The sequence below is a fragment of the Rossellomorea sp. H136 genome (assembly GCF_056838065.1).
On record NZ_CM166371.1, the window covers coordinates 623,959 to 641,625 of the forward strand.

A 17,667-nucleotide genomic window follows, 5' to 3' on the forward strand; every position below is an offset into this window, starting at 1 on the left:
ATAATACTTTCAGGAGAAAGGATGAGACGAAGTGGAAGAAGTGAAGGTAAGGTATTTGAGGTATGATGATATTCATGAAAGTCACTACTATTCACATACAATTGGATATAGATTAAATGATGGTTTTGTGATCACAGATATTGAATACGGCTGTGGGATAGAGAGAATCTTTGAAGAAAGAGATGGGTATTCCATTGTTCGTGATGGCGATGACTTTACCCCAATTATTGTTGATATAGAAAATGCTGGCGACATCGATCTCTCTAAAGAAGCCGTAAAGAATTTTTTCAAGTACCTGGTTAAAACTACACTCTAAAGCAAAAATAAGGGAATCCCTCAATCATTGAGGGATGCCCTTTTAGATAATGCAGGTACATCCTTCAAGCGGATGTCTGGTCAAAAAACCTGTTTATCTATTAAGATGTCCCTTGAATAACTACAAGGAGGCTAAATCATGAATAGCAAATACGACGAGTTATTATCTCCCTATACATTTAAAAACGGAGTAGAATTGAAGAACCGCATCATCATGGCACCTATGACGAATTTCTCATCGGATGAGCAGGGTAACGTAACGGAAGCAGAGGTCAACTACTATGCAAGACGTTCAAAAGATGTCAGTATGGTGATTACTGCCTGCACATATGTCACCCCTGATGGAAAAGGATTCCCTGGTGAGTTCGGCGGGGATTCCGACGAGATGATCCCGAGCCTTGAACGTTTGGCGAAGGGAATCAAAGACCAGGGCGCAAAAGCCGTTCTTCAAATTTTCCACGGAGGTGTACAATGCCCGCCTGATCTGGTTCCTGACGGGGATGTAGTGAGCGCCAGTGACGTAATGGGTGAAAACGGCGAGAAGAAAGCAAGAGCCTTAACAGCGGCAGAGATTGAGAATATCATAGAAGCCTTCGGTGAGACGACCCGCCGCGCGATTGAAGCGGGCTATGATGGCGTAGAGATTCACGGAGCGAATGGATATCTGATCCATCAATTCTTCTCACCGTTGACGAACCAGAGAGAAGATCGTTTTGGCGGCAGCATAGAGAAGCGCATGACCTTTCCACTTGCCATTGTAGATAAGGTGAAGAGTGTGGTGGAGGAGCATGCAGATCCATCATTCCTAGTGGGATACCGTTTTTCACCTGAAGAACCCGAAGATCATGGATTCACGATGGGTGATACCCTTACCCTTGTGGATGCATTGGCAGATAAAGAACTTGATTATCTCCATATATCCCTGTTCGATTTCTTCTCTAAACCAAGAAGAGGTGTAGAGGACTTAGAGAAAACCAGAATAGACTACCTATTAGAAACAATCGGTGACCGCACACCACTAATTGGAGTAGGCTCGATCTATTCTGCGAAGGATGCTCATAAAGCATTCGGGTCCGGCGTTCCGCTATTGGCTCTCGGCCGCGAATTGATCATCGACCCTGATTGGGTGAAGAAGATTAAAGAAGGAAGAGAAGATGATATCGTAACTGAGATTGATAAAGGGAAACAGGAAGAGTTGGTGGTTCCCGATCCGTTATGGAATGCGATCGTGAATACGCCTGGCTGGTTCCCGGGAGTGTAAGGTGTCAGTCTTGAAAAAGAATTGCCCTGTGAATCTTCACAGGGCGTTTTCCATTTCTCATAATTAACCGTCACTATGCTGAGATTCTTTGTTTCCCGGTGCGAACCACCCAAATAGGGCAATAGCCACAAGGACTCCGTAAAACGTGATGGTCCAAAGGGTACTGTGAGGGAAATCGTGATCCAGGATGTGAATGTCTTCATGAGCCAGTGTAATAACTGCAAGCTTCACCCCGACCCAGGCGACAATCGCATATGCGGTTGTCTCTAAAGCAGGGCGCTTCTCAAGCAACTGCACAAACCAGGTTGCTGCATATTTGATCAAGATCAGCCCGGCAATTCCTCCGAGGACAACAATGATAAATTGTCCGCCGTCCATCCCGCCAAAATCATCAAGGGGAGAATCAGGGAGTCCAAGGGCAAGGGCCACGGCAGCGAGGATCGAATCAATCGCAAAGGCGAGGTCAGCCAATGCAATCTTCCCGACTGTCGGCCAAAAGCCTTTTCCGGCAGCTTCCTCTTCTGTGTCTTCACGAATATTTTCGTTTTCTTTTCCAAAACGTGCTTTGATGACATGCTTTAAGCCCAGGTAAAGAAGGTAGGCTGCACCGATCGCCTGGATTTGCCAGACATTTGCAATAAAGGAAATCGCAAATAAGGCACCAAAACGAAAGGCAAAGGCAAGGAATATCCCGTATTTGATGGCTCTTTTCTTCTCATCGTCCGGAAGATGTTTCGCAATGACGGCGAGAACAAGGGCATTATCTGCAGATAACAATCCCTCAAGGCCGATTAGGATCAGTAATGTCCATCCATATTCTAACCAGATTGATTCCAAATAAAGTGCTCCTTTCCACTAACATCGAGCCAACACATTAAGCTGGTCGACCAGTTAATGTAATACTAGTCCTCAGTCTTTATCATACCACTGATTGTGAATCTAATCCTTTATTGGTATTGGGTTTTTTTAGATATTCTCAATTTCCTTTTGCACTTCCAAATCATTTCATGATATAGTGAATTTACTGAATATGACAGGAGTGATGGGTGGACGATGAAGTACTGATCTTATTTTCGCGACGTTTGAAATTCCATATTTCAAATTAACCAAAATAGGATTAGTCTGCCCATCTTTATACATCGTCTGAGCTATTGATTTCCAAATGGCTTTCTTTGAGCGCGACAGGTACGGCTAATCCTTCCAGATGAATGGGGAGGATTTTTTTTGTTCTCCCTTTGATGAGAGGGGAAAATGGTATGAGAGAATTAATGAAGTTAGTGAATATAAGCTATGAAATAATGGATCAGCCTATCTTTAAAGGGGTCAATGCGAGTGTACAGGAAGGGGATGTCATCGGGATCATCGGGCAGAATGGCGCCGGTAAGTCTACTCTGCTTCAGTTGATACACGGGGATTTAGTGCCTTCCGAAGGTACAATCCAGTGGTTACATCACGACTTGAACACCGGTATGGTCGAACAGGAAGCGGAGTCCTATTCCTTTGACGACCCGACACCTTCTGAAGCCAGGTTGCTGGAAAAATGGCATGTGCCAAATCATGAGTTTGAGCAGCTGAGCGGCGGGGAAAAGCTGAAGGCCCGGCTTGCGAAAGGGTTTGCGAAGAATGCCGACCTCCTTCTGTTGGATGAACCGACTAACCACCTGGATCAGCATAGCATGAAACTCCTGACGAACCAGATCAAGGAGTATAAAGGGACGATCATTCTCGTGTCCCATGACCGGTATTTTTTAGATGAAACGGTGACAAAGATCTGGGCGATCGAACATGGGAAGCTGATTGAGCATCGGGGCCATTATTCGAGCTATATGGAGGCACGAAAACAGAGAAGGCTGACTCAACAGCGTGAGTATGAAAAGCAGCAGAAAATGGTGGAACGGATCGAAAGCCAGATGAAAGAGCTCTCATCCTGGTCACAAAAAGCCCACGCTCAGTCCACGAAACAGGAAGGATTTAAAGAATACTACCGGGTAAAAGCAAAACGTACGGACAGCCAGGTGAAATCGAAGCAGAAGCTTCTTGAGAAAGAGCTTGAGAAAGCAAAGGTGGATGCGGTTGAGGAAGAGCATTCTGTGCGATTTTCGCTTAAGGCGACGCATAAGACAGGAAAGCGGTTCTTGGAAGTGAAAGATCTGACGAAAGCCTTTGAGGGACGAATACTATTCAGAAAGGCCAATTTTACAATCCAACATGGGGAAAAGGTGTCAATCATCGGACCGAATGGAAGCGGGAAGACGACACTATTAAAGATGATTTTGGGGCAGGAGGCGGCAGACGGGGATATATGGATTTCACCATCTGCACAAATCGGCTATCTGACGCAGGAAGTGTTCGACCTTCCTCTTGACGAAACGCCTGAACAGCTTTTCCACAAGGAAACCTTCGAGGAAAGAGGGAAAGTCCAGACGCTCATGAAGCACTTGGGATTCCAGACGACCCACTGGCGGGAACCAATCAGGAATATGAGTATGGGCGAGCGCGTAAAGTGCAAGCTGATGAAGTATATCTTGGAGGAACGGGATGTGCTGATCCTCGACGAGCCGACGAATCATCTCGATTTGGCCTCCCGTGAACAACTGGAGGACACCCTTTCGCAATACAATGGAACGTTGATCGTCGTGTCACATGACCGTTATTTTCTAGAGAAAACGACGAGTACGAAACTCGTGATCGCGGAGGGCAGGATTCAAAAGCAGCTGAATGAGCCTGCTTCAGAACGGGATGACCAGGAGGAATTGCGGTTGAAGCTTGAGATGGAGAGACAGGAAGTGTTGGGAAGGCTTAGTTTTATGATGCCAGGGGATAAGGAATATGAAGAACTGGATCGGAAATTTAAAGAGCTGACGGAACAAATAAATAAGATGAAGTAAAAAAGGGACAATTCAATCGAATAAAAAAGATTGAATTGTCCCTTTGTTTGAAAGAAAGCAGATGCTTACATTTCTCTGTATTCTTTTTCCGTCCCATCAGGGAATGTGATCTCCAGCTCGAACTTCTCATAGCCATCCTCAACTGAAAATGCTTCTTTCACTTGTTTGATGACCTCTTGTTCATCGGTATCCTGATCAAACGAAAAATCTTCGAAGATCGGGGTAAGCTTATCCATCGCTTCATCAGAAGTCAGATTTTGATCATTGAGATCATCCTGATATTTCGCTTCCGTCGAGTTTTTTTCGTTCTCGTAATCCACGTCGATTGTTCTATTTTCCTTGTAATCAACCTCTAAATCAAAGTTTGCAAAAGGAAAAGCTTCATCTTTCGCCCCCTCATTATTATTGGCTGTGTCCTCAACTGGTGCATTTTCAGGAGGGTTCTTTACCTCTTCCTTGTCATTACAGCCGGCTAAAAGAACCAACGAGAACAGAACAGCGAAGATACATGTTGTTTTACTTTTCATACAATGACCTCCTTTATGATGATAAGGATAGTTTACCCAATTGTGGAAAAATGAAATCATGGCCAGCTATTCAACAGGAAAAAGGCATTGCACTAAGCAATGCCTTTGGAAGAAGCCGCCTTTTAAAAGGAACAACCATTAATATGTGCACAAATGGATTGCCATTAGGGATTTATCTTGGTGTCGATAAGATTTGGATTTAAAAGGAATTGTAGTTCGCAAACCAGAATATTATTCTTAAGTGTGCTCTTTTTTGTTGCGCAACTAGGTTATAATGAATCTACAAACCTCAGGAGGTACGTATGAAACAGCAAAACTATGAAAACCACAGTAAGATCGATCCGGCCTATCATGTTGGGATTGCACTTTTATCCCTCATTACACTCATCCTGACGATTACGTTTTTCGTCAAGAATGTCGGGACAGAGACTTTACTAAGCTTTGTTGTGCTGTTTGTTGTGTTGACGATCATCCTGATAGGGGTAAAGCTTAGAACCTATGCTCTTCAGCTTCAGGATCGCATCATCCGCACGGAGGAAAGCTTTCGTTATTATCGTTTGACGGGGAAATCTCCCGATGCCAGGTTATCACTGAAGCAGATGATCGCGCTCCGCTTTGCGCCAGATGAAGAATTTCCAGTGTTAGTGGAAAGAGCAGTGACAGAGAACTTATCACCTAACGACATTAAAAAAGCCATACAAAATTGGCGTGCAGATCATCATCGCGTATAAACAACACAGAAGGACCGCTCACTCTTGGGCGGTTACATTTTTGTTAAAGGAGGTTCATTATGCCTAATGAAGTCATGGTGGATGTAAAAGATTTAGTGAAAAGATATGGCTCCTTTACGGCAGTGAAGGGAGTGAAGTTCCAGGTGGAAAAGGGTGAGATCTTCGGGTTGCTTGGTCCGAACGGGGCCGGGAAGACGACGACGATCGAGATGCTCGTGGGACTTCGGAAGCCGGATGAAGGGACGGCCAAACTTGCTGGATACGATGTGCGGAAAGACGTGAATAAGGTGAAAGAGGTGATCGGGGTTCAGCTTCAGTCTACTTCTTTGTTTGAGTTGTTGAAGGTGGAGGAGATCCTTCATTTGTATGCGAGCTTTTACCCGAGTCATGTGGACATCAATCAATTGATCGAGGATATGCTCCTGACCGAGAAGAGGAAGGACCGGATCAAGGGTCTGTCGGGCGGGCAGAAGCAGCGGCTCGCGATTGCCCTTGCGTTGATCCATGATCCGGAGATTGTGTTTCTGGATGAACCGACGACGGGACTGGATCCACAGGCGCGACGGACGCTGTGGGACATTGTGCTGCGGTTGAAGGGACGGGGGAAGACGGTGATTCTGTCCACGCACTATATGGATGAAGCCCATGTGCTCTGTGACAGAATCGGCATCATGGATCAAGGAGAACTGATCGCCCTTGACACACCGACGAATCTGGTCAAAACTCTGCAGTCAACGAGTACGATTGAATTTCATCTCAACAATCCGCCTGAACAGGAGTGGTTCATGAAAATGGATGGAGTCGAAGAAGCGGCCATCAAGGATACCTTCGTCCAGCTCTATACCGATGAGCTTCAGCTGGCACTGACCTCCCTGATTTCCATATCGACGGAACATCATTTGAAAATCCAGGATCTCGAGACGCGCCAGGCGACATTAGAGGATGTCTTCATTCATATGACAGGAAGGAAGTTGCGGGAATCATGAGAGCTTATTGGCAGTTAACCTTGGCACAATTACGGATCTTTGGACGAAACAAGCAGGTCCTCTTCTTCACGTTACTCTTCCCGGTCATCCTGATGGTGGCGTTGGGATCATTTGCAGGCGGGGGGAATTCACTCTCGTTAACTGTAGGGGTGACAGACAGGGATGACACCGATGCATCGAAAGACTTAAAGGACTTATTTTATAAAAATGAGGGAATCGAGACCACAAAATATGAGAGCGTCAAAACGGGAAAAGAAGCCGTTGAAAATGGGGATATCCAGCTTCTGATCGAAATTCCTAAAGGATATGAAGAGAACCTGAAGGACGGGAACGAGGCTTCCTCCCTTCCTGTATACTATAACGAGAAAAACCTGACCACGTCAGAGCTTGGATTGACGGTGGTGAACGGCATCATCGATCAATACAGCAAGGACATGGTTGACTATAAGCCGTTAGTGACGGTTGAGAAAGTAGGAATCGAGGCGCTGAACCTTCGATATGTTGATTTCCTGGTACCTGGGATCGTCGCCATGATGATCATGAGCAACAACATGAACGGGGTCGCTGGTCAAATTTCCGCCTGGCGTGAACGGGGAATCCTCCGGAGAATGCAGGGGACGAGATTGAAAGCATCCACGTTCATCGCGGCCCAGATCACGGCGCGCCTGATGCTGAACGGAACCCAGGCACTGCTCGTCGTCCTGATCGCCGATCTCATCTTTGACATCAACGTGGCAGGTTCGTGGCTTGCGATGATCTTTTTCATCATCCTTGGGACCCTTGCGTTTATGGCACTCGGCTTTATCATCGCCGGCATGGCGAAGAACCCGGAAAGTGCCGGACCGATTGCAGGTTTCGTGACATTTCCCATGCTGTTCCTTGGTGGAGTATTCTTCCCGATCAACAATATGCCGGATCTCATCCAACCGATCGTGAAGGTGCTGCCGATCGCTCATCTGAGTTCGGCGTTGCGGGAGACGATGAATCTTGGGACCCCGTTTTTGGAATTGGGTACGGAGACACTGATATTGGGTGCTTGGCTGGTTGGCGGGTTTGCGCTGGCTAGTTATGTGTTTAAGTGGGAGTAAAATAAAAAAGTCCAATCGGATCAACCCGATTGGACTTTTTCAGGCCCTCTTCTCCAAATCCTTCGCAGTTTGACTCGTTTCCACTTCTTTTTCATCCTTCAAGGTGCGGTTCTGATGCTTCCGAAGCAAGAGAACCGTCCACATGTATTTATTTATTGATGAAAGAAAATCTTCTTTTCTTCCATATCACTCTCCGTGTAAGCCTCAGCAATCCCCACCTCTTCAATCAAGCTCTTAGAGACCATTTTGTACTGCAACGATACATGGAAGTCCTTGTCGAAAGGATAAGGATCAAGGGTCACTTCATTTTCATTCATCCATCGGGCTGTGAGTGGCTGATGATCAGGGTGAAATATCTCTGTATTTTTGAAGCCGCTCCTAAACCACGGATGCTCGTCTTCTTTGCCGACACCCGGCTCATTTAGACATAAGTATAAGGACAGGTTATCTGAGAATTGGAGTATGTGGAAATGCTGCTGTAGTAATTCTTCATCAAGGTCAGGAAACGATTCCTTAAGTTTCATTTGTCTTCTGGCTTCTCCTGTTAAAAAAACAAGGCAGTCTTTCTTTTCAGATTGGGAAAAGAAGGAGCAGAAGTGCAGGCTGCACAGGAGACTCGCATAGGTGTTCACCCTCTCGATCTCGTCCACCCCGATTTTATAGAATGCGAGCTTTGGCAGGAGGGGGTAGTCAGAAAAGGTGAAGGGGATCTTCTCCCTGTCATTCCAAATCGGGGTCTCGTCCAAACCGATCCAGCTCCGGTCATGCTGATAGGCTGCATATAAGGCATCGTTAAAGAATGAATCTGATTTTAGTAGAGAAGGTTTAAGGTGTTTAATGGTTTCACCTGATAAAAAGGCGTGGTCGTGCTGCCTGATCATGATAAATGAATCCTTGGTTTCGCGAATAATCATGAAGAATGGGCTCCTTTCTGTGGGCTTGTCTATGAATCCATTATAGCAAAAGTTGAAGTCTCTGAATCTTGCCGGGAATAATATAAGGGGAATGATTCCATTACTTAGTATGATCATAGGTGAAATAAGCCATTTATTCAAAAAAAGACCGAAAGCAAGTATCTGCTTTCGGTTCTTTTCACTCATTCAATCAGTGGTGAGAATCATGGTTTCCACTATCATTTGGAGTTTGATCATTCAGGGCTTCGACATCAGCCTTGGACAGCTCACCAACAGCGAAAGGCAGGGTCGGCATGATGGTGGATCCGTTGCTTGCGGCATGGACCTTGATGTAATAGAGTCCATCGTCCGTCAGCTTTTTGTTGAATGTATAGTTCCCGTCCCCGGCATTTTCGGCTTCTTCCATCTGATCATGGAAGGAGCCGTCACCTTTCCATATTTCGAAATGGACAAAATCAGCATCATCGACCGATTGACTGTTTTGTGTGAGGGCAATCTTGATCGGCTCACTTCCGGAAAAGTCTTCAGGCAAGGTGATATCCGCCTGAAGCGGGGATTCCTGACGGTAAAGCTCGGCTGCATCCTCTTTCGGGGAACAGGCTCCGAGCATCAAGCAGATAAGGATGAGACTAAGATATTTCGTACGATTTTTCATGAAGTATCGTCCTTTCTTATTCCGCACCGAGGAATTTATTTAATGCAGGGATCCGTTTGATAACCAGCCAGTCAAGAAGCAAGATGATGATCAAGGAAACTCCAACCAGTGGGAAGAGGATGCCCAAGACAATCATGAGAAGCAAGAAGAGCTTCATTTTCAGGATGCTTGGCCCGTTCGGTGCGCCCATTGCTTTTTTCGGTTTCCGCTTTAACCATAGATAGAATCCGCTTACCACCACCAGGATAATCCCTAGGCAAATGAAGAGACTGATCAATTGGTTGATGAAACCGAATTGTGTGCCTGTATGCAGGGTAATGCCCATCGCGACGATTTTCCCGCCGATACCGTAATGGTCGAAACGATAATCAGCCAGGACAGCTCCTGAATATTGATCAAGGTGCATGGTGACCTCATTCTGAGCTTTGGCAGGAAAGGCAGATAGGGTATAGACGCCTTTCTCATCCCCTGGAATGTATACAGTGTAGCTGGGATCGATTCCTTCTCTTTCGGCAATGTTCTCTACATCATTGATTGATACGGGAGTGTAGCCATCGAGTGCGGATACAGGAACGTCCAGGTTTTCCGCTGCCCATGGGACGTCGGCGATTTCTTTTGTTTTCACAACGGACTGTGGTGCTTCTCCTGTCCAAATCGATGGAGGGTATCCGGCACCTGCATTCGTCATGAGATTCTGGAAGTTCGTTCCCCAGAAGCCCGACCAAGGCAAGCCTGTCATAATCAGGAACAGCATTCCCGCTGTAATCCAGAAAGCCGGTACAGCGTGAAGATCCCGGCGCAGGATGCTCTTTCCTTTACCGAAACGGGGGAAGAACACTCCCGACAGCTTGTCCTTCTTACGTGGAAACCATAGGAATAATCCGGTGACAATCAGAACGATGGCCCAGGAGGCGACAAGCTCAACGATACGGTCTCCGATAGTTCCGGCCATCAGTTCCCCATGGAATTCCACTATTTTATCCATGATCCGGTCTTCAGGCTTTAACTCGCCAAGTGATTTTCCGGTGTAGGGATCCAGGAAGACAGTGGCCAACCCATCGTCGGTGCTGATACCGATTTCACTGGAGCGTTCGGGACTTTCTCCCGGACGATACTTGGTGATTTGTGCTTCGGGGTGGAGTTTCTTCACTTCTTCGATTTGTTCAGAAGCAGGAAGTTTCTCCCCTTGTGCTTTGACCTCGTAATATTCTTTATAAAGATTCTGTTCGATCTGGGGCTTGAATAGATAAATGGACCCCGTCACAGCTAGGATGAGCAAGAACGGGGAAATGATGATCCCGGCATAGAAATGCCATCTCCAAATCGTTTGATAAGGAGACATGTTCGACTTTTTACGCATAGTAGATTCCTCTTTTCTTAGTCATGACAGCAGTCTGAGCCCGACATTTCTTCTGAAATGACGGCGATGGCCTCTTGAAAGCTGTGAAGATGCCCTCCAAATCCTGATTGGAATTGAAGGGCCTGCTTGTTCGATTCGAATGCGATCACCTGGGGCTGGCAGCAGTTCAGGTTTAAGTCGGCATCGATCAGGAAAGTGACGGTCTTCCCACTTATCGTCATATCCGTTAAGAAATCACGACACATGATCTGCACGACCTCTCCCTGAATGTCCCCGTAACGGAGTAATCCACAGTGAGGGCAGCATGCCTGCTCGATTGTGTGATCCTTCTTCACCAATTGAACCGACCATCTGGAAGTAGCCGGCTTAAGGCAATAGATGCAAGTATTCGTCGGAATGCCTTGATCCTTAATGGCTGAAATACCATTGGAGGTTTTGTGAACCCTGTTCTCTTCAAGGAGAGGCTTCAAGTCCCGATATACCGTCATTTCCGAAACCTCAAGGCGGGAGCTGATTTCCGATACACGAAGTGTCCCTTCCTCTTCCAGCCAGGTTAAAATCAGTTGTTGTCTGTCGATGGGCAGCATAATAAACGTCCTTTCGAATGAAATCGCTTTATAGTTAAATAGTATGGAAGGATCATAGGTTATTCAAGAAAATGATTGTTGGTAAATGTGAAAAAATGTTGATTTGTAACACAATGGACAATTGTACTTCATATTTTTCACACAAATGGGTTTCTCGGTTTTAATTCTTGATACAGAGGCATTAAGAAAACGTATTCTAATGGGATTTGGATCATAGGATACCTAATTAATGTTGAAGAGTCCTGATTTTACTTCAATACAGGTTTTTACACCAATAGTGCAAGGTTGTCATGTATTGATCTCGAATTTTCAATGTCCAAAGTGTCCTTATTCTGGACAGTTTGGAACTTCTTACCGTTATAAATAGGGGCAAATCAAGCTTGGCACAAATCTTGCAGTATAAAAGTTGATTAGATAAAAAGGAGGCCATTCAATGAAGATCAGCGAATCAATCGCCATCGTGACGGGTGGAGCATCAGGTTTAGGGGAAGCGACAGTGAGGCAGATCATCAAGGAGGGTGGGAGAGCAGCCATATTGGATTTATCCGATGAAAGAGGCCAATCGCTTGTGGAAGAACTTGGTGAAAGAAGCATGTTTGTCAGAACGGATGTAACGAGTGAAGAGGAAGTTTCCCTCGCTATTGACAAAGCCGTGGAATCTTTCGGAACGATTAATACAGTTGTCAACTGTGCAGGCATCGGAATTGCGTCCAAGCTGATATCACGAAAAGGCATTCATTCTCTCGATACGTTTTCGAAGGTGATTTCGATTAACTTAATCGGCACATTCAATGTGATCCGATTGGCTTCGGAACACATGGTGAAGAATGAAACGAGCGAATTAGGAGAGAGGGGTGTCATCATCAATACGGCGTCGGTAGCGGCATTTGAAGGACAGATTGGACAGGCAGCCTACAGCGCCTCGAAAGGTGGGGTTGTCGGAATGACCCTCCCGATCGCAAGGGAACTTGCTTCGTACGGTATCCGGGTGATGACAATCGCGCCAGGTTTGTTTCACACGCCAATGTTTGAATCGTTACCGGAGGAGGCAGTTGAATCACTTGGAAAAATGGTTCCTTTCCCTAAGCGTCTGGGACATCCTGTAGAATACGCCCACCTGGTGGAAAGTATCCTGACAAACACGATGCTGAACGGGGAGACCATCCGTCTCGACGGGGCAATCCGCATGCAGCCGAAATAATGGGGATACTAAAGTAGGTAAATCACGAGATCAGAGGTTTCAAAACCTCTGATCTTTTTTTTGTTTTAGAACACAAGCTTCATATTATAAATATACCCGATTATTTTGCCATTATATCCAATAGGAAATTGAGGAAGTGACCTTTATTACACAAAGCTTTATAATAAAAGTAACAGATTGAATTTTCAGATTATAATTAAGGGGGATTGAAATGATTCAGTTCCGGGATATGGTCACGCCGGTCGATTGTGTGATGACAGATGATACCACATTGAAAGAAGCCATTGAGATCATAAAGGAAAAGAAATGGAACCTCCTGCCGGTTACAGACAGATATCGGAATCTTCAGGGTGTGTTCACACGCAGCGGATTATACCAAATGATCCTGGACCAGATGCCGCTTGAGACACCGATCAAATCCTACATAAAAAAGGAAACACGAACGATTCGGATAGATACGCCCTATCACCAAATTGAGGAGCTGGTGAAAACCAGTAAAGCGGGAACGGGAATCGTCCTTGATGAGGAAGGCAAAGTGATGGGGTTGCTGACCAAAACAGAGATGGTGATGACGTTATTAAAGTCAGCCAATACCTTAAAGGACCAGCTGGAAACGATCTTAATGCATTCGGGTGTGGGAGTATTGATGACCGATGAACAGTTACAGATCATCTATGCCAATGAATCGTTTTCGAAAATCACTGGACGCTCCATCGATTCCATTCAATCTCACCATCTAAATGATGTATTTCCGAGCCTCAAAATTGAAAACCATGGACATCACCATGATGAAACGTATCAATGCATCCTGCATATATCAACTTATGAAACCGTGAACCATAAGCAAGGAAAAATCGTTCTTTTTCAGGATATTTCTGAAATTGAAAAGATGGCTGAGGAGCTGCAAACGGTTAAAAAGTTGAAGCTCACCATCGAAACGACACTAGAGCATGCGTACGATGGCATCTTGATGACGGATGAACGGAATAAGATCACAATGGTGAGTCCACCAATGCTTGAACTTTTTAACCTCGAAAAGACAGAGGTGTTGCATCGGGATGTGGACAGTGTGCTGCCCCAGTTGAAGCTTCGGAATGTCTTTAAGACGGAAACAGCTGAAATCAGTGACTTTAATGAAAGAAAAGGCATTAAATATATTGTGCACAGAATTCCAATCAAGAAGGATGGAAGGGTCATCGGGGCCATCGGGAAGGTGATGTTCCGTCAATTAACTGAGGTGAGTGAGCTGTTTAAGAGGCTGCAAAAGGCTGAAAATAAGGCAAGCTTTTATCACAAGCAGCTGCAAAAATCCGAAGCTGCGCGGTTCACCTGGGATCATATTCTCAGTGAATATCCTTATATGGAAAAACTAAAGAAAAGTGCCGCCAAAGCAGCGAAGGGGAGGTCGACTGTACTGCTTAGAGGGGAAAGCGGGACAGGAAAGGAATTGTTCGCCCATGCCATCCATAACAGCAGCGCGAGAAGCGATGGGAAATTTGTGATCGTCAACTGTGCAGCGATCCCTGAGGATTTGCTTGAATCTGAGTTTTTCGGGTATGAGGAAGGTGCTTTTACTGGAGCAAAGCAGCGAGGGAAAGTTGGGAAATTTGATCTTGCCAATGGGGGGACGCTGTTTCTCGATGAAATTGGAGATATGTCGATTGCGCTTCAGGCCAAGTTGTTACGTGTTCTGCAGGAGCGGGAATTTTACCGGGTTGGGGGAAATGAACGCATCAAGGTAGATGTGCGAATCATTGCGGCAACCAATCGGAATCTGGAGAAAATGGTGAAGGAGGGTGAATTTCGAGAGGATCTCTATTACAGACTGAATGTCATTTCCTTGAATATTCCACCATTACGTGAACGTGTTCATGATGTGGAACATCTCACCCATAAACTAATGATTGATCTCAATTCCATGCTTGGTACGAGTATCACCGGCATTTCCGCGAAAGCGAAAGAAGCGCTTCTTAAATATGACTGGCCGGGAAATGTCCGGGAGCTTCGAAATGTACTTGAACGTGCCATGACGTTTGCTGAGCATGGAAACGTTCAGGTGGAGGACCTTCCGGATTATCTTGTCTCGAAGGTTTCAGAACGGGCGATACCGAACGTCAGCCTTGCAGAGGATGCGGAAATTGGTGCTATAAAAAAAGCCCTTAGTCAATCAAATGGAAACAAAGCCCAGGCTGCCAGGCTACTCGGAATCAGCCGTTCTGGATTATATGAAAAACTGAAGAAGTATCAGCTGTCCGTATTGAACGGTTAAGCCTTTCGTAGAGATGTCCAAATCAAGGTGTCCAATTTCTGGACACCTTGATTGCTGTTCCATCATGGAATCCCTTATGATTGTTATTTTCTGAAAGTTGGCACAATTATTGCATGGATAAGATTGAATGCGTTTTCAAATACATGATCAACAATAGGGGGAAATGGAGAATGGATATCGGTTCTTATTTAGAACAAAATGCGAGAAAAAAGCCGGAGAAGCTGGCGGTCGTATGTGAAGGAAGAACCTATACGTATAAACAGTTGAACGAAGAAGTGAATAAACTGGCCCATGGTCTTCTTGGTCTTGGAGTCCGTAAAGGTGACAAGATGGCACTTATGATGAAGAATTCTGATCAGTTTGTGCTTTCTTTCTTTGCAGGTGCCAAGATCGGGGCGGTGATAGCGCCTGTCAATTTCCGCCTGACGTCATCAGAGGTTCATTATATTCTCGAGCAGTCCGATTCGGTTGTCGTCATTTGTGACGAAGAATTCGAGATGACGGTCACTTCTGCCAGGGAAGAAACGAATGTCCTGCATGTGATTACGACGGGAGCTCCGAAAACAGTGGGGCATCATTCATTCGACCGGATGCTCGTTTCAAATACAGAAGATCCGACCGTTCAAGTCAGTGACGATGATGATTTGGAAATTTTATATACTTCCGGTACGACGGGAAGACCTAAAGGTGCCTTATTCGATCATAAACGGGTTTTCAATGTGGGGCTTACGATGATGATCAGCATGGGCATCAATGAGAAAGAGAACTTCCTTCATATTGCGCCCATGTTCCATTCAGCCCAGCTGAATTTGTTCCTTCTCTCAGGGGTTGTATTGGGTGCAACTCATGTCATTCACCGGGATTTTCATCCTGTGAAGACCCTTGAAGCGATTCAGGAGCATAAGATTACCCACTTCTTTGGAGTGCCTGCCATGTATACCTTTATGCTCCAGGTCCCAAATGCTGCCGATTATGACCTATCATCGATTAAACGATGTGGATATGGTGCGGCACCTATGGCCCCTGAAGTTGTCCGGAAGAGCATCGAATTGTTTAAGACAGACCAATTTTATAATCTTTGCGGGTTGACGGAAGCGGGACCAGGAGGAATCCTGTTAGATCCAGAGGGGCACAAAACTCATCTTGGAAAGGGTGGAAAAGCAGCATTCTTGACCGAAGCGAGAGTGGTCAATGAGGAAGGGAAGGACATTACACCTGGTGTGGTCGGAGAGTTCATCATCAAAGGTGAGTCGATCATGAAGGAATATTATAAGAAGCCTGAGGAAACGGCGAAAACCTTGAAGGATGGCTGGCTGTATACGGGGGATCTTGCCACCATTGATGAAGAAGGCTATATCACCCTCGTAGACCGGAAAAAGGACATGATCATTTCGGGAGGCGAAAATGTGTATTCCATCGAAGTTGAGGAAGTCCTTTATGAGCATCCTTCCGTGCTGGAGGCTGCAATTATCGGGCTCCCTGATGAAACGTGGGGAGAAGCCGTCTGTGCCGTCATCGTACCGAAACAGGGGGCAAGCATTGAGGAACAGGAATTGAAAAGTTTCTGTCGTCAGAAGCTTGCAGGATACAAGATTCCAAGAAGATTCTTTGTGGAAGAAGCCCTGCCAAGAAATGCGTCTGGGAAAATATTAAAATACCAGCTCCGCCAGTCTCTAAACGGGGTCAAACAATAACTAAAATGTGATTTTCATAGAGGAGAGCGTAACATGAAACACCTTTATTTATCAGATGATCACGACATGTTCAGGCGATCATTAAGGAAGTTTTTAGAAAAGGAAGCGTATCCTAACTACAATCAATGGGAGGAGGAGCGGATGATTCCCCGCTCCTTCTGGACGAAGCTGGGAGAGCAGGGCTATCTTTGCCCGGATATTGAGGAACAATATGGTGGGAGTGAAGTGGACTGGGGATTCTCGGTCATCATCAACGAAGAGATTGAGCGAGTGGGCTCAGGTTTAGTTGGCATAGGGCTTCATAATGATATTGTGGTTCCCTATATCACAGCTTATGGAACGGAGGAGCAGAAGAAACGCTGGCTCCCAAAATGTGCGACGGGAGAAATCATTACGGCCATTGCGATGACGGAGCCGGGAACCGGGTCTGATCTTGCGAATATCAAGACAACTGCGGTCCTTGATGGTGATCACTACATCGTCAATGGTTCAAAAACGTTCATCACTAATGGGATCCACTCGGATCTCATTGTGGTGGCCTGCAAAACGGATCCAAATGCGAATCCAAAGCATAAAGGTGTCAGCCTGCTGGTGATCGAACGGGATTCTCCGGGCTTTTCACGGGGAAGGAAGCTGAACAAGGTTGGTCTCCATTCTCAGGACACGGCAGAGCTCATTTTTGAGGACTGTGTCGTCCCGAAAGGAAACCTGCTTGGAGAAGAGGGGAAAGGATTCGTTTATTTGATGGATAAGCTGCAGCAGGAGCGCTTGCTTGTGGCCATTGCCGCACAGACGGCATCGGAAGTAATGCTGAACCAGACAATCGACTATGTGAAAAGCCGTGATGCTTTCGGAAAGCCGGTGAGCAAATTCCAGAATACTCAGTTCAAAATCGCTGAAATGGCGACGGAAATCGAAATGGGCAGGGCCTTCCTTGATCAGCTGATTGCCGAGCACATCGCGGGGGAGGATATCGTGACCAAGGTTTCCATGGCCAAGTGGAAGCTGACCGACAGCGCCAAGAAAATCGCAGCCGAATGCATGCAGCTCCATGGGGGATATGGATATATGGAAGAATACGAGATTGCGAGGAGATTCAGGGATATTCCAGTCGCCAGCATTTACGCAGGAACCAATGAAATCATGAAGACGATTATTGCTAAGAACTTAGGTTTATAGAGTATTGGATTT

At 45.8% G+C, this 17,667-nt stretch carries 17 protein-coding genes; 11 read left to right on the plus strand and 6 right to left on the minus strand.

Features of this window, described 5'->3' with window-relative positions; translation table 11 throughout:
* The first annotated feature begins 31 nt into the window (after window positions 1-31).
* Together ACYH0O_RS03180 and ACYH0O_RS03185 are read left to right on the plus strand one after the other, a co-directional pair.
* A complete protein-coding gene (locus ACYH0O_RS03180; RefSeq protein ID WP_482631098.1) occupies window positions 32-316 on the plus strand; it encodes a hypothetical protein in 285 nt (94 codons plus the stop codon).
* 138 nt (window positions 317-454) lie between these two features.
* Window positions 455-1,576 (plus strand): NADH-dependent flavin oxidoreductase, encoded by a 1,122-nt coding sequence (locus tag ACYH0O_RS03185; protein ID WP_482631099.1) that lies wholly within the window; start codon window positions 455-457, stop codon window positions 1,574-1,576.
* Window positions 1,577-1,639: 63 nt separating this feature from the next.
* Here ACYH0O_RS03185 and ACYH0O_RS03190 read toward each other — a convergent pair whose 3' ends face one another.
* On the minus strand, window positions 1,640-2,413 hold the full coding sequence (locus ACYH0O_RS03190) for a TerC family protein (RefSeq protein ID WP_482631100.1): 774 nt from the start codon (window positions 2,411-2,413) through the stop codon (window positions 1,640-1,642).
* A gap of 419 nt (window positions 2,414-2,832) precedes the next feature.
* Between ACYH0O_RS03190 and abc-f the strand changes: the two genes are divergently transcribed.
* The gene (gene abc-f, locus ACYH0O_RS03195; RefSeq protein WP_482631101.1) at window positions 2,833-4,464 is read left to right on the plus strand and encodes a ribosomal protection-like ABC-F family protein; all 1,632 of its coding nucleotides are present in this window, start codon (window positions 2,833-2,835) and stop codon (window positions 4,462-4,464) included.
* Window positions 4,465-4,529: 65 nt separating this feature from the next.
* On the opposite strand, the gene ACYH0O_RS03200 is transcribed toward abc-f, so the two are convergent.
* Window positions 4,530-4,991, minus strand: coding sequence for a YusW family protein (locus ACYH0O_RS03200; RefSeq protein ID WP_482631102.1), 462 nt, complete (start codon window positions 4,989-4,991; stop codon window positions 4,530-4,532).
* A gap of 50 nt (window positions 4,992-5,041) precedes the next feature.
* Between ACYH0O_RS03200 and ACYH0O_RS03205 the strand changes: the two genes are divergently transcribed.
* From ACYH0O_RS03205 to ACYH0O_RS03220, 4 genes are all read left to right on the plus strand, one after another.
* Entirely contained in the window at window positions 5,042-5,194 is a 153-nt protein-coding gene (locus ACYH0O_RS03205) for a hypothetical protein (protein ID WP_482631103.1), read from the plus strand.
* A gap of 99 nt (window positions 5,195-5,293) precedes the next feature.
* Window positions 5,294-5,722, plus strand: coding sequence for a DUF6526 family protein (locus ACYH0O_RS03210; protein WP_482631104.1), 429 nt, complete (start codon window positions 5,294-5,296; stop codon window positions 5,720-5,722).
* A gap of 59 nt (window positions 5,723-5,781) precedes the next feature.
* Window positions 5,782-6,708 (plus strand): ABC transporter ATP-binding protein, encoded by a 927-nt coding sequence (locus ACYH0O_RS03215; protein WP_482631105.1) that lies wholly within the window; start codon window positions 5,782-5,784, stop codon window positions 6,706-6,708.
* Complete coding sequence (locus ACYH0O_RS03220; RefSeq protein ID WP_482631106.1) at window positions 6,705-7,796, plus strand: ABC transporter permease; 1,092 nt, start codon at window positions 6,705-6,707, stop codon at window positions 7,794-7,796. The genes ACYH0O_RS03215 and ACYH0O_RS03220 overlap by 4 nt, the downstream gene beginning before the upstream one ends.
* Before the next feature lie 152 nt (window positions 7,797-7,948).
* Here ACYH0O_RS03220 and ACYH0O_RS03225 read toward each other — a convergent pair whose 3' ends face one another.
* The 4 genes from ACYH0O_RS03225 to ACYH0O_RS03240 all read right to left on the minus strand — a co-directional run bounded on the left by ACYH0O_RS03225 (window position 7,949) and on the right by ACYH0O_RS03240 (window position 11,312).
* Window positions 7,949-8,710, minus strand: coding sequence for a DUF3891 family protein (locus ACYH0O_RS03225; RefSeq protein WP_149154311.1), 762 nt, complete (start codon window positions 8,708-8,710; stop codon window positions 7,949-7,951).
* A 190-nt stretch (window positions 8,711-8,900) separates the two neighbouring features.
* Complete coding sequence (locus ACYH0O_RS03230; RefSeq protein WP_482631107.1) at window positions 8,901-9,365, minus strand: FixH family protein; 465 nt, start codon at window positions 9,363-9,365, stop codon at window positions 8,901-8,903.
* Window positions 9,366-9,381: 16 nt separating this feature from the next.
* Complete coding sequence (locus ACYH0O_RS03235; RefSeq protein ID WP_482631108.1) at window positions 9,382-10,725, minus strand: PepSY-associated TM helix domain-containing protein; 1,344 nt, start codon at window positions 10,723-10,725, stop codon at window positions 9,382-9,384.
* 17 nt (window positions 10,726-10,742) lie between these two features.
* On the minus strand, window positions 10,743-11,312 hold the full coding sequence (locus tag ACYH0O_RS03240; RefSeq protein ID WP_482631109.1) for a DeoR family transcriptional regulator: 570 nt from the start codon (window positions 11,310-11,312) through the stop codon (window positions 10,743-10,745).
* Window positions 11,313-11,745: 433 nt separating this feature from the next.
* Here ACYH0O_RS03240 and ACYH0O_RS03245 point away from each other — a divergent pair, with 433 nt between their 5' ends.
* The 4 genes from ACYH0O_RS03245 (at window position 11,746) to ACYH0O_RS03260 (ending at window position 17,655) form a co-directional block, all read left to right on the plus strand.
* Window positions 11,746-12,513 carry a 3-hydroxyacyl-CoA dehydrogenase gene (locus ACYH0O_RS03245; RefSeq protein WP_482631110.1) on the plus strand — a complete coding sequence of 256 codons (768 nt, stop codon included), beginning with the start codon at window positions 11,746-11,748 and terminating at the stop codon, window positions 12,511-12,513.
* 211 nt (window positions 12,514-12,724) lie between these two features.
* The gene (locus ACYH0O_RS03250) at window positions 12,725-14,782 is read left to right on the plus strand and encodes a sigma 54-interacting transcriptional regulator (RefSeq protein WP_482631111.1); all 2,058 of its coding nucleotides are present in this window, start codon (window positions 12,725-12,727) and stop codon (window positions 14,780-14,782) included.
* 170 nt (window positions 14,783-14,952) lie between these two features.
* The gene (locus tag ACYH0O_RS03255) at window positions 14,953-16,476 is read left to right on the plus strand and encodes a class I adenylate-forming enzyme family protein (RefSeq protein WP_482631112.1); all 1,524 of its coding nucleotides are present in this window, start codon (window positions 14,953-14,955) and stop codon (window positions 16,474-16,476) included.
* 33 nt (window positions 16,477-16,509) lie between these two features.
* The gene (locus ACYH0O_RS03260; protein WP_482631113.1) at window positions 16,510-17,655 is read left to right on the plus strand and encodes an acyl-CoA dehydrogenase family protein; all 1,146 of its coding nucleotides are present in this window, start codon (window positions 16,510-16,512) and stop codon (window positions 17,653-17,655) included.
* The last annotated feature ends 12 nt before the right edge of the window (window positions 17,656-17,667 follow it).

Bases quoted from the DNA above. Each gene is read 5' to 3' on its own strand.
- ACYH0O_RS03185 (WP_482631099.1), top strand. From the start codon at position 455: ATGAATAGCAAATACGACGAGTTATTATCTCCCTATACATTTAAAAAC.
- abc-f (WP_482631101.1), top strand. From the start codon at position 2,833: ATGAGAGAATTAATGAAGTTAGTGAATATAAGCTATGAAATAATGGAT.
- ACYH0O_RS03200 (WP_482631102.1), bottom strand. From the start codon at position 4,991: ATGAAAAGTAAAACAACATGTATCTTCGCTGTTCTGTTCTCGTTGGTT.
- ACYH0O_RS03205 (WP_482631103.1), top strand. From the start codon at position 5,042: ATGAAATCATGGCCAGCTATTCAACAGGAAAAAGGCATTGCACTAAGC.
- ACYH0O_RS03210 (WP_482631104.1), top strand. From the start codon at position 5,294: ATGAAACAGCAAAACTATGAAAACCACAGTAAGATCGATCCGGCCTAT.
- ACYH0O_RS03215 (WP_482631105.1), top strand. From the start codon at position 5,782: ATGCCTAATGAAGTCATGGTGGATGTAAAAGATTTAGTGAAAAGATAT.
- ACYH0O_RS03220 (WP_482631106.1), top strand. From the start codon at position 6,705: ATGAGAGCTTATTGGCAGTTAACCTTGGCACAATTACGGATCTTTGGA.
- ACYH0O_RS03225 (WP_149154311.1), bottom strand. From the start codon at position 8,710: ATGATTATTCGCGAAACCAAGGATTCATTTATCATGATCAGGCAGCAC.
- ACYH0O_RS03230 (WP_482631107.1), bottom strand. From the start codon at position 9,365: ATGAAAAATCGTACGAAATATCTTAGTCTCATCCTTATCTGCTTGATG.
- ACYH0O_RS03235 (WP_482631108.1), bottom strand. From the start codon at position 10,725: ATGCGTAAAAAGTCGAACATGTCTCCTTATCAAACGATTTGGAGATGG.
- ACYH0O_RS03240 (WP_482631109.1), bottom strand. From the start codon at position 11,312: ATGCTGCCCATCGACAGACAACAACTGATTTTAACCTGGCTGGAAGAG.
- ACYH0O_RS03245 (WP_482631110.1), top strand. From the start codon at position 11,746: ATGAAGATCAGCGAATCAATCGCCATCGTGACGGGTGGAGCATCAGGT.
- ACYH0O_RS03250 (WP_482631111.1), top strand. From the start codon at position 12,725: ATGATTCAGTTCCGGGATATGGTCACGCCGGTCGATTGTGTGATGACA.
- ACYH0O_RS03255 (WP_482631112.1), top strand. From the start codon at position 14,953: ATGGATATCGGTTCTTATTTAGAACAAAATGCGAGAAAAAAGCCGGAG.
- ACYH0O_RS03260 (WP_482631113.1), top strand. From the start codon at position 16,510: ATGAAACACCTTTATTTATCAGATGATCACGACATGTTCAGGCGATCA.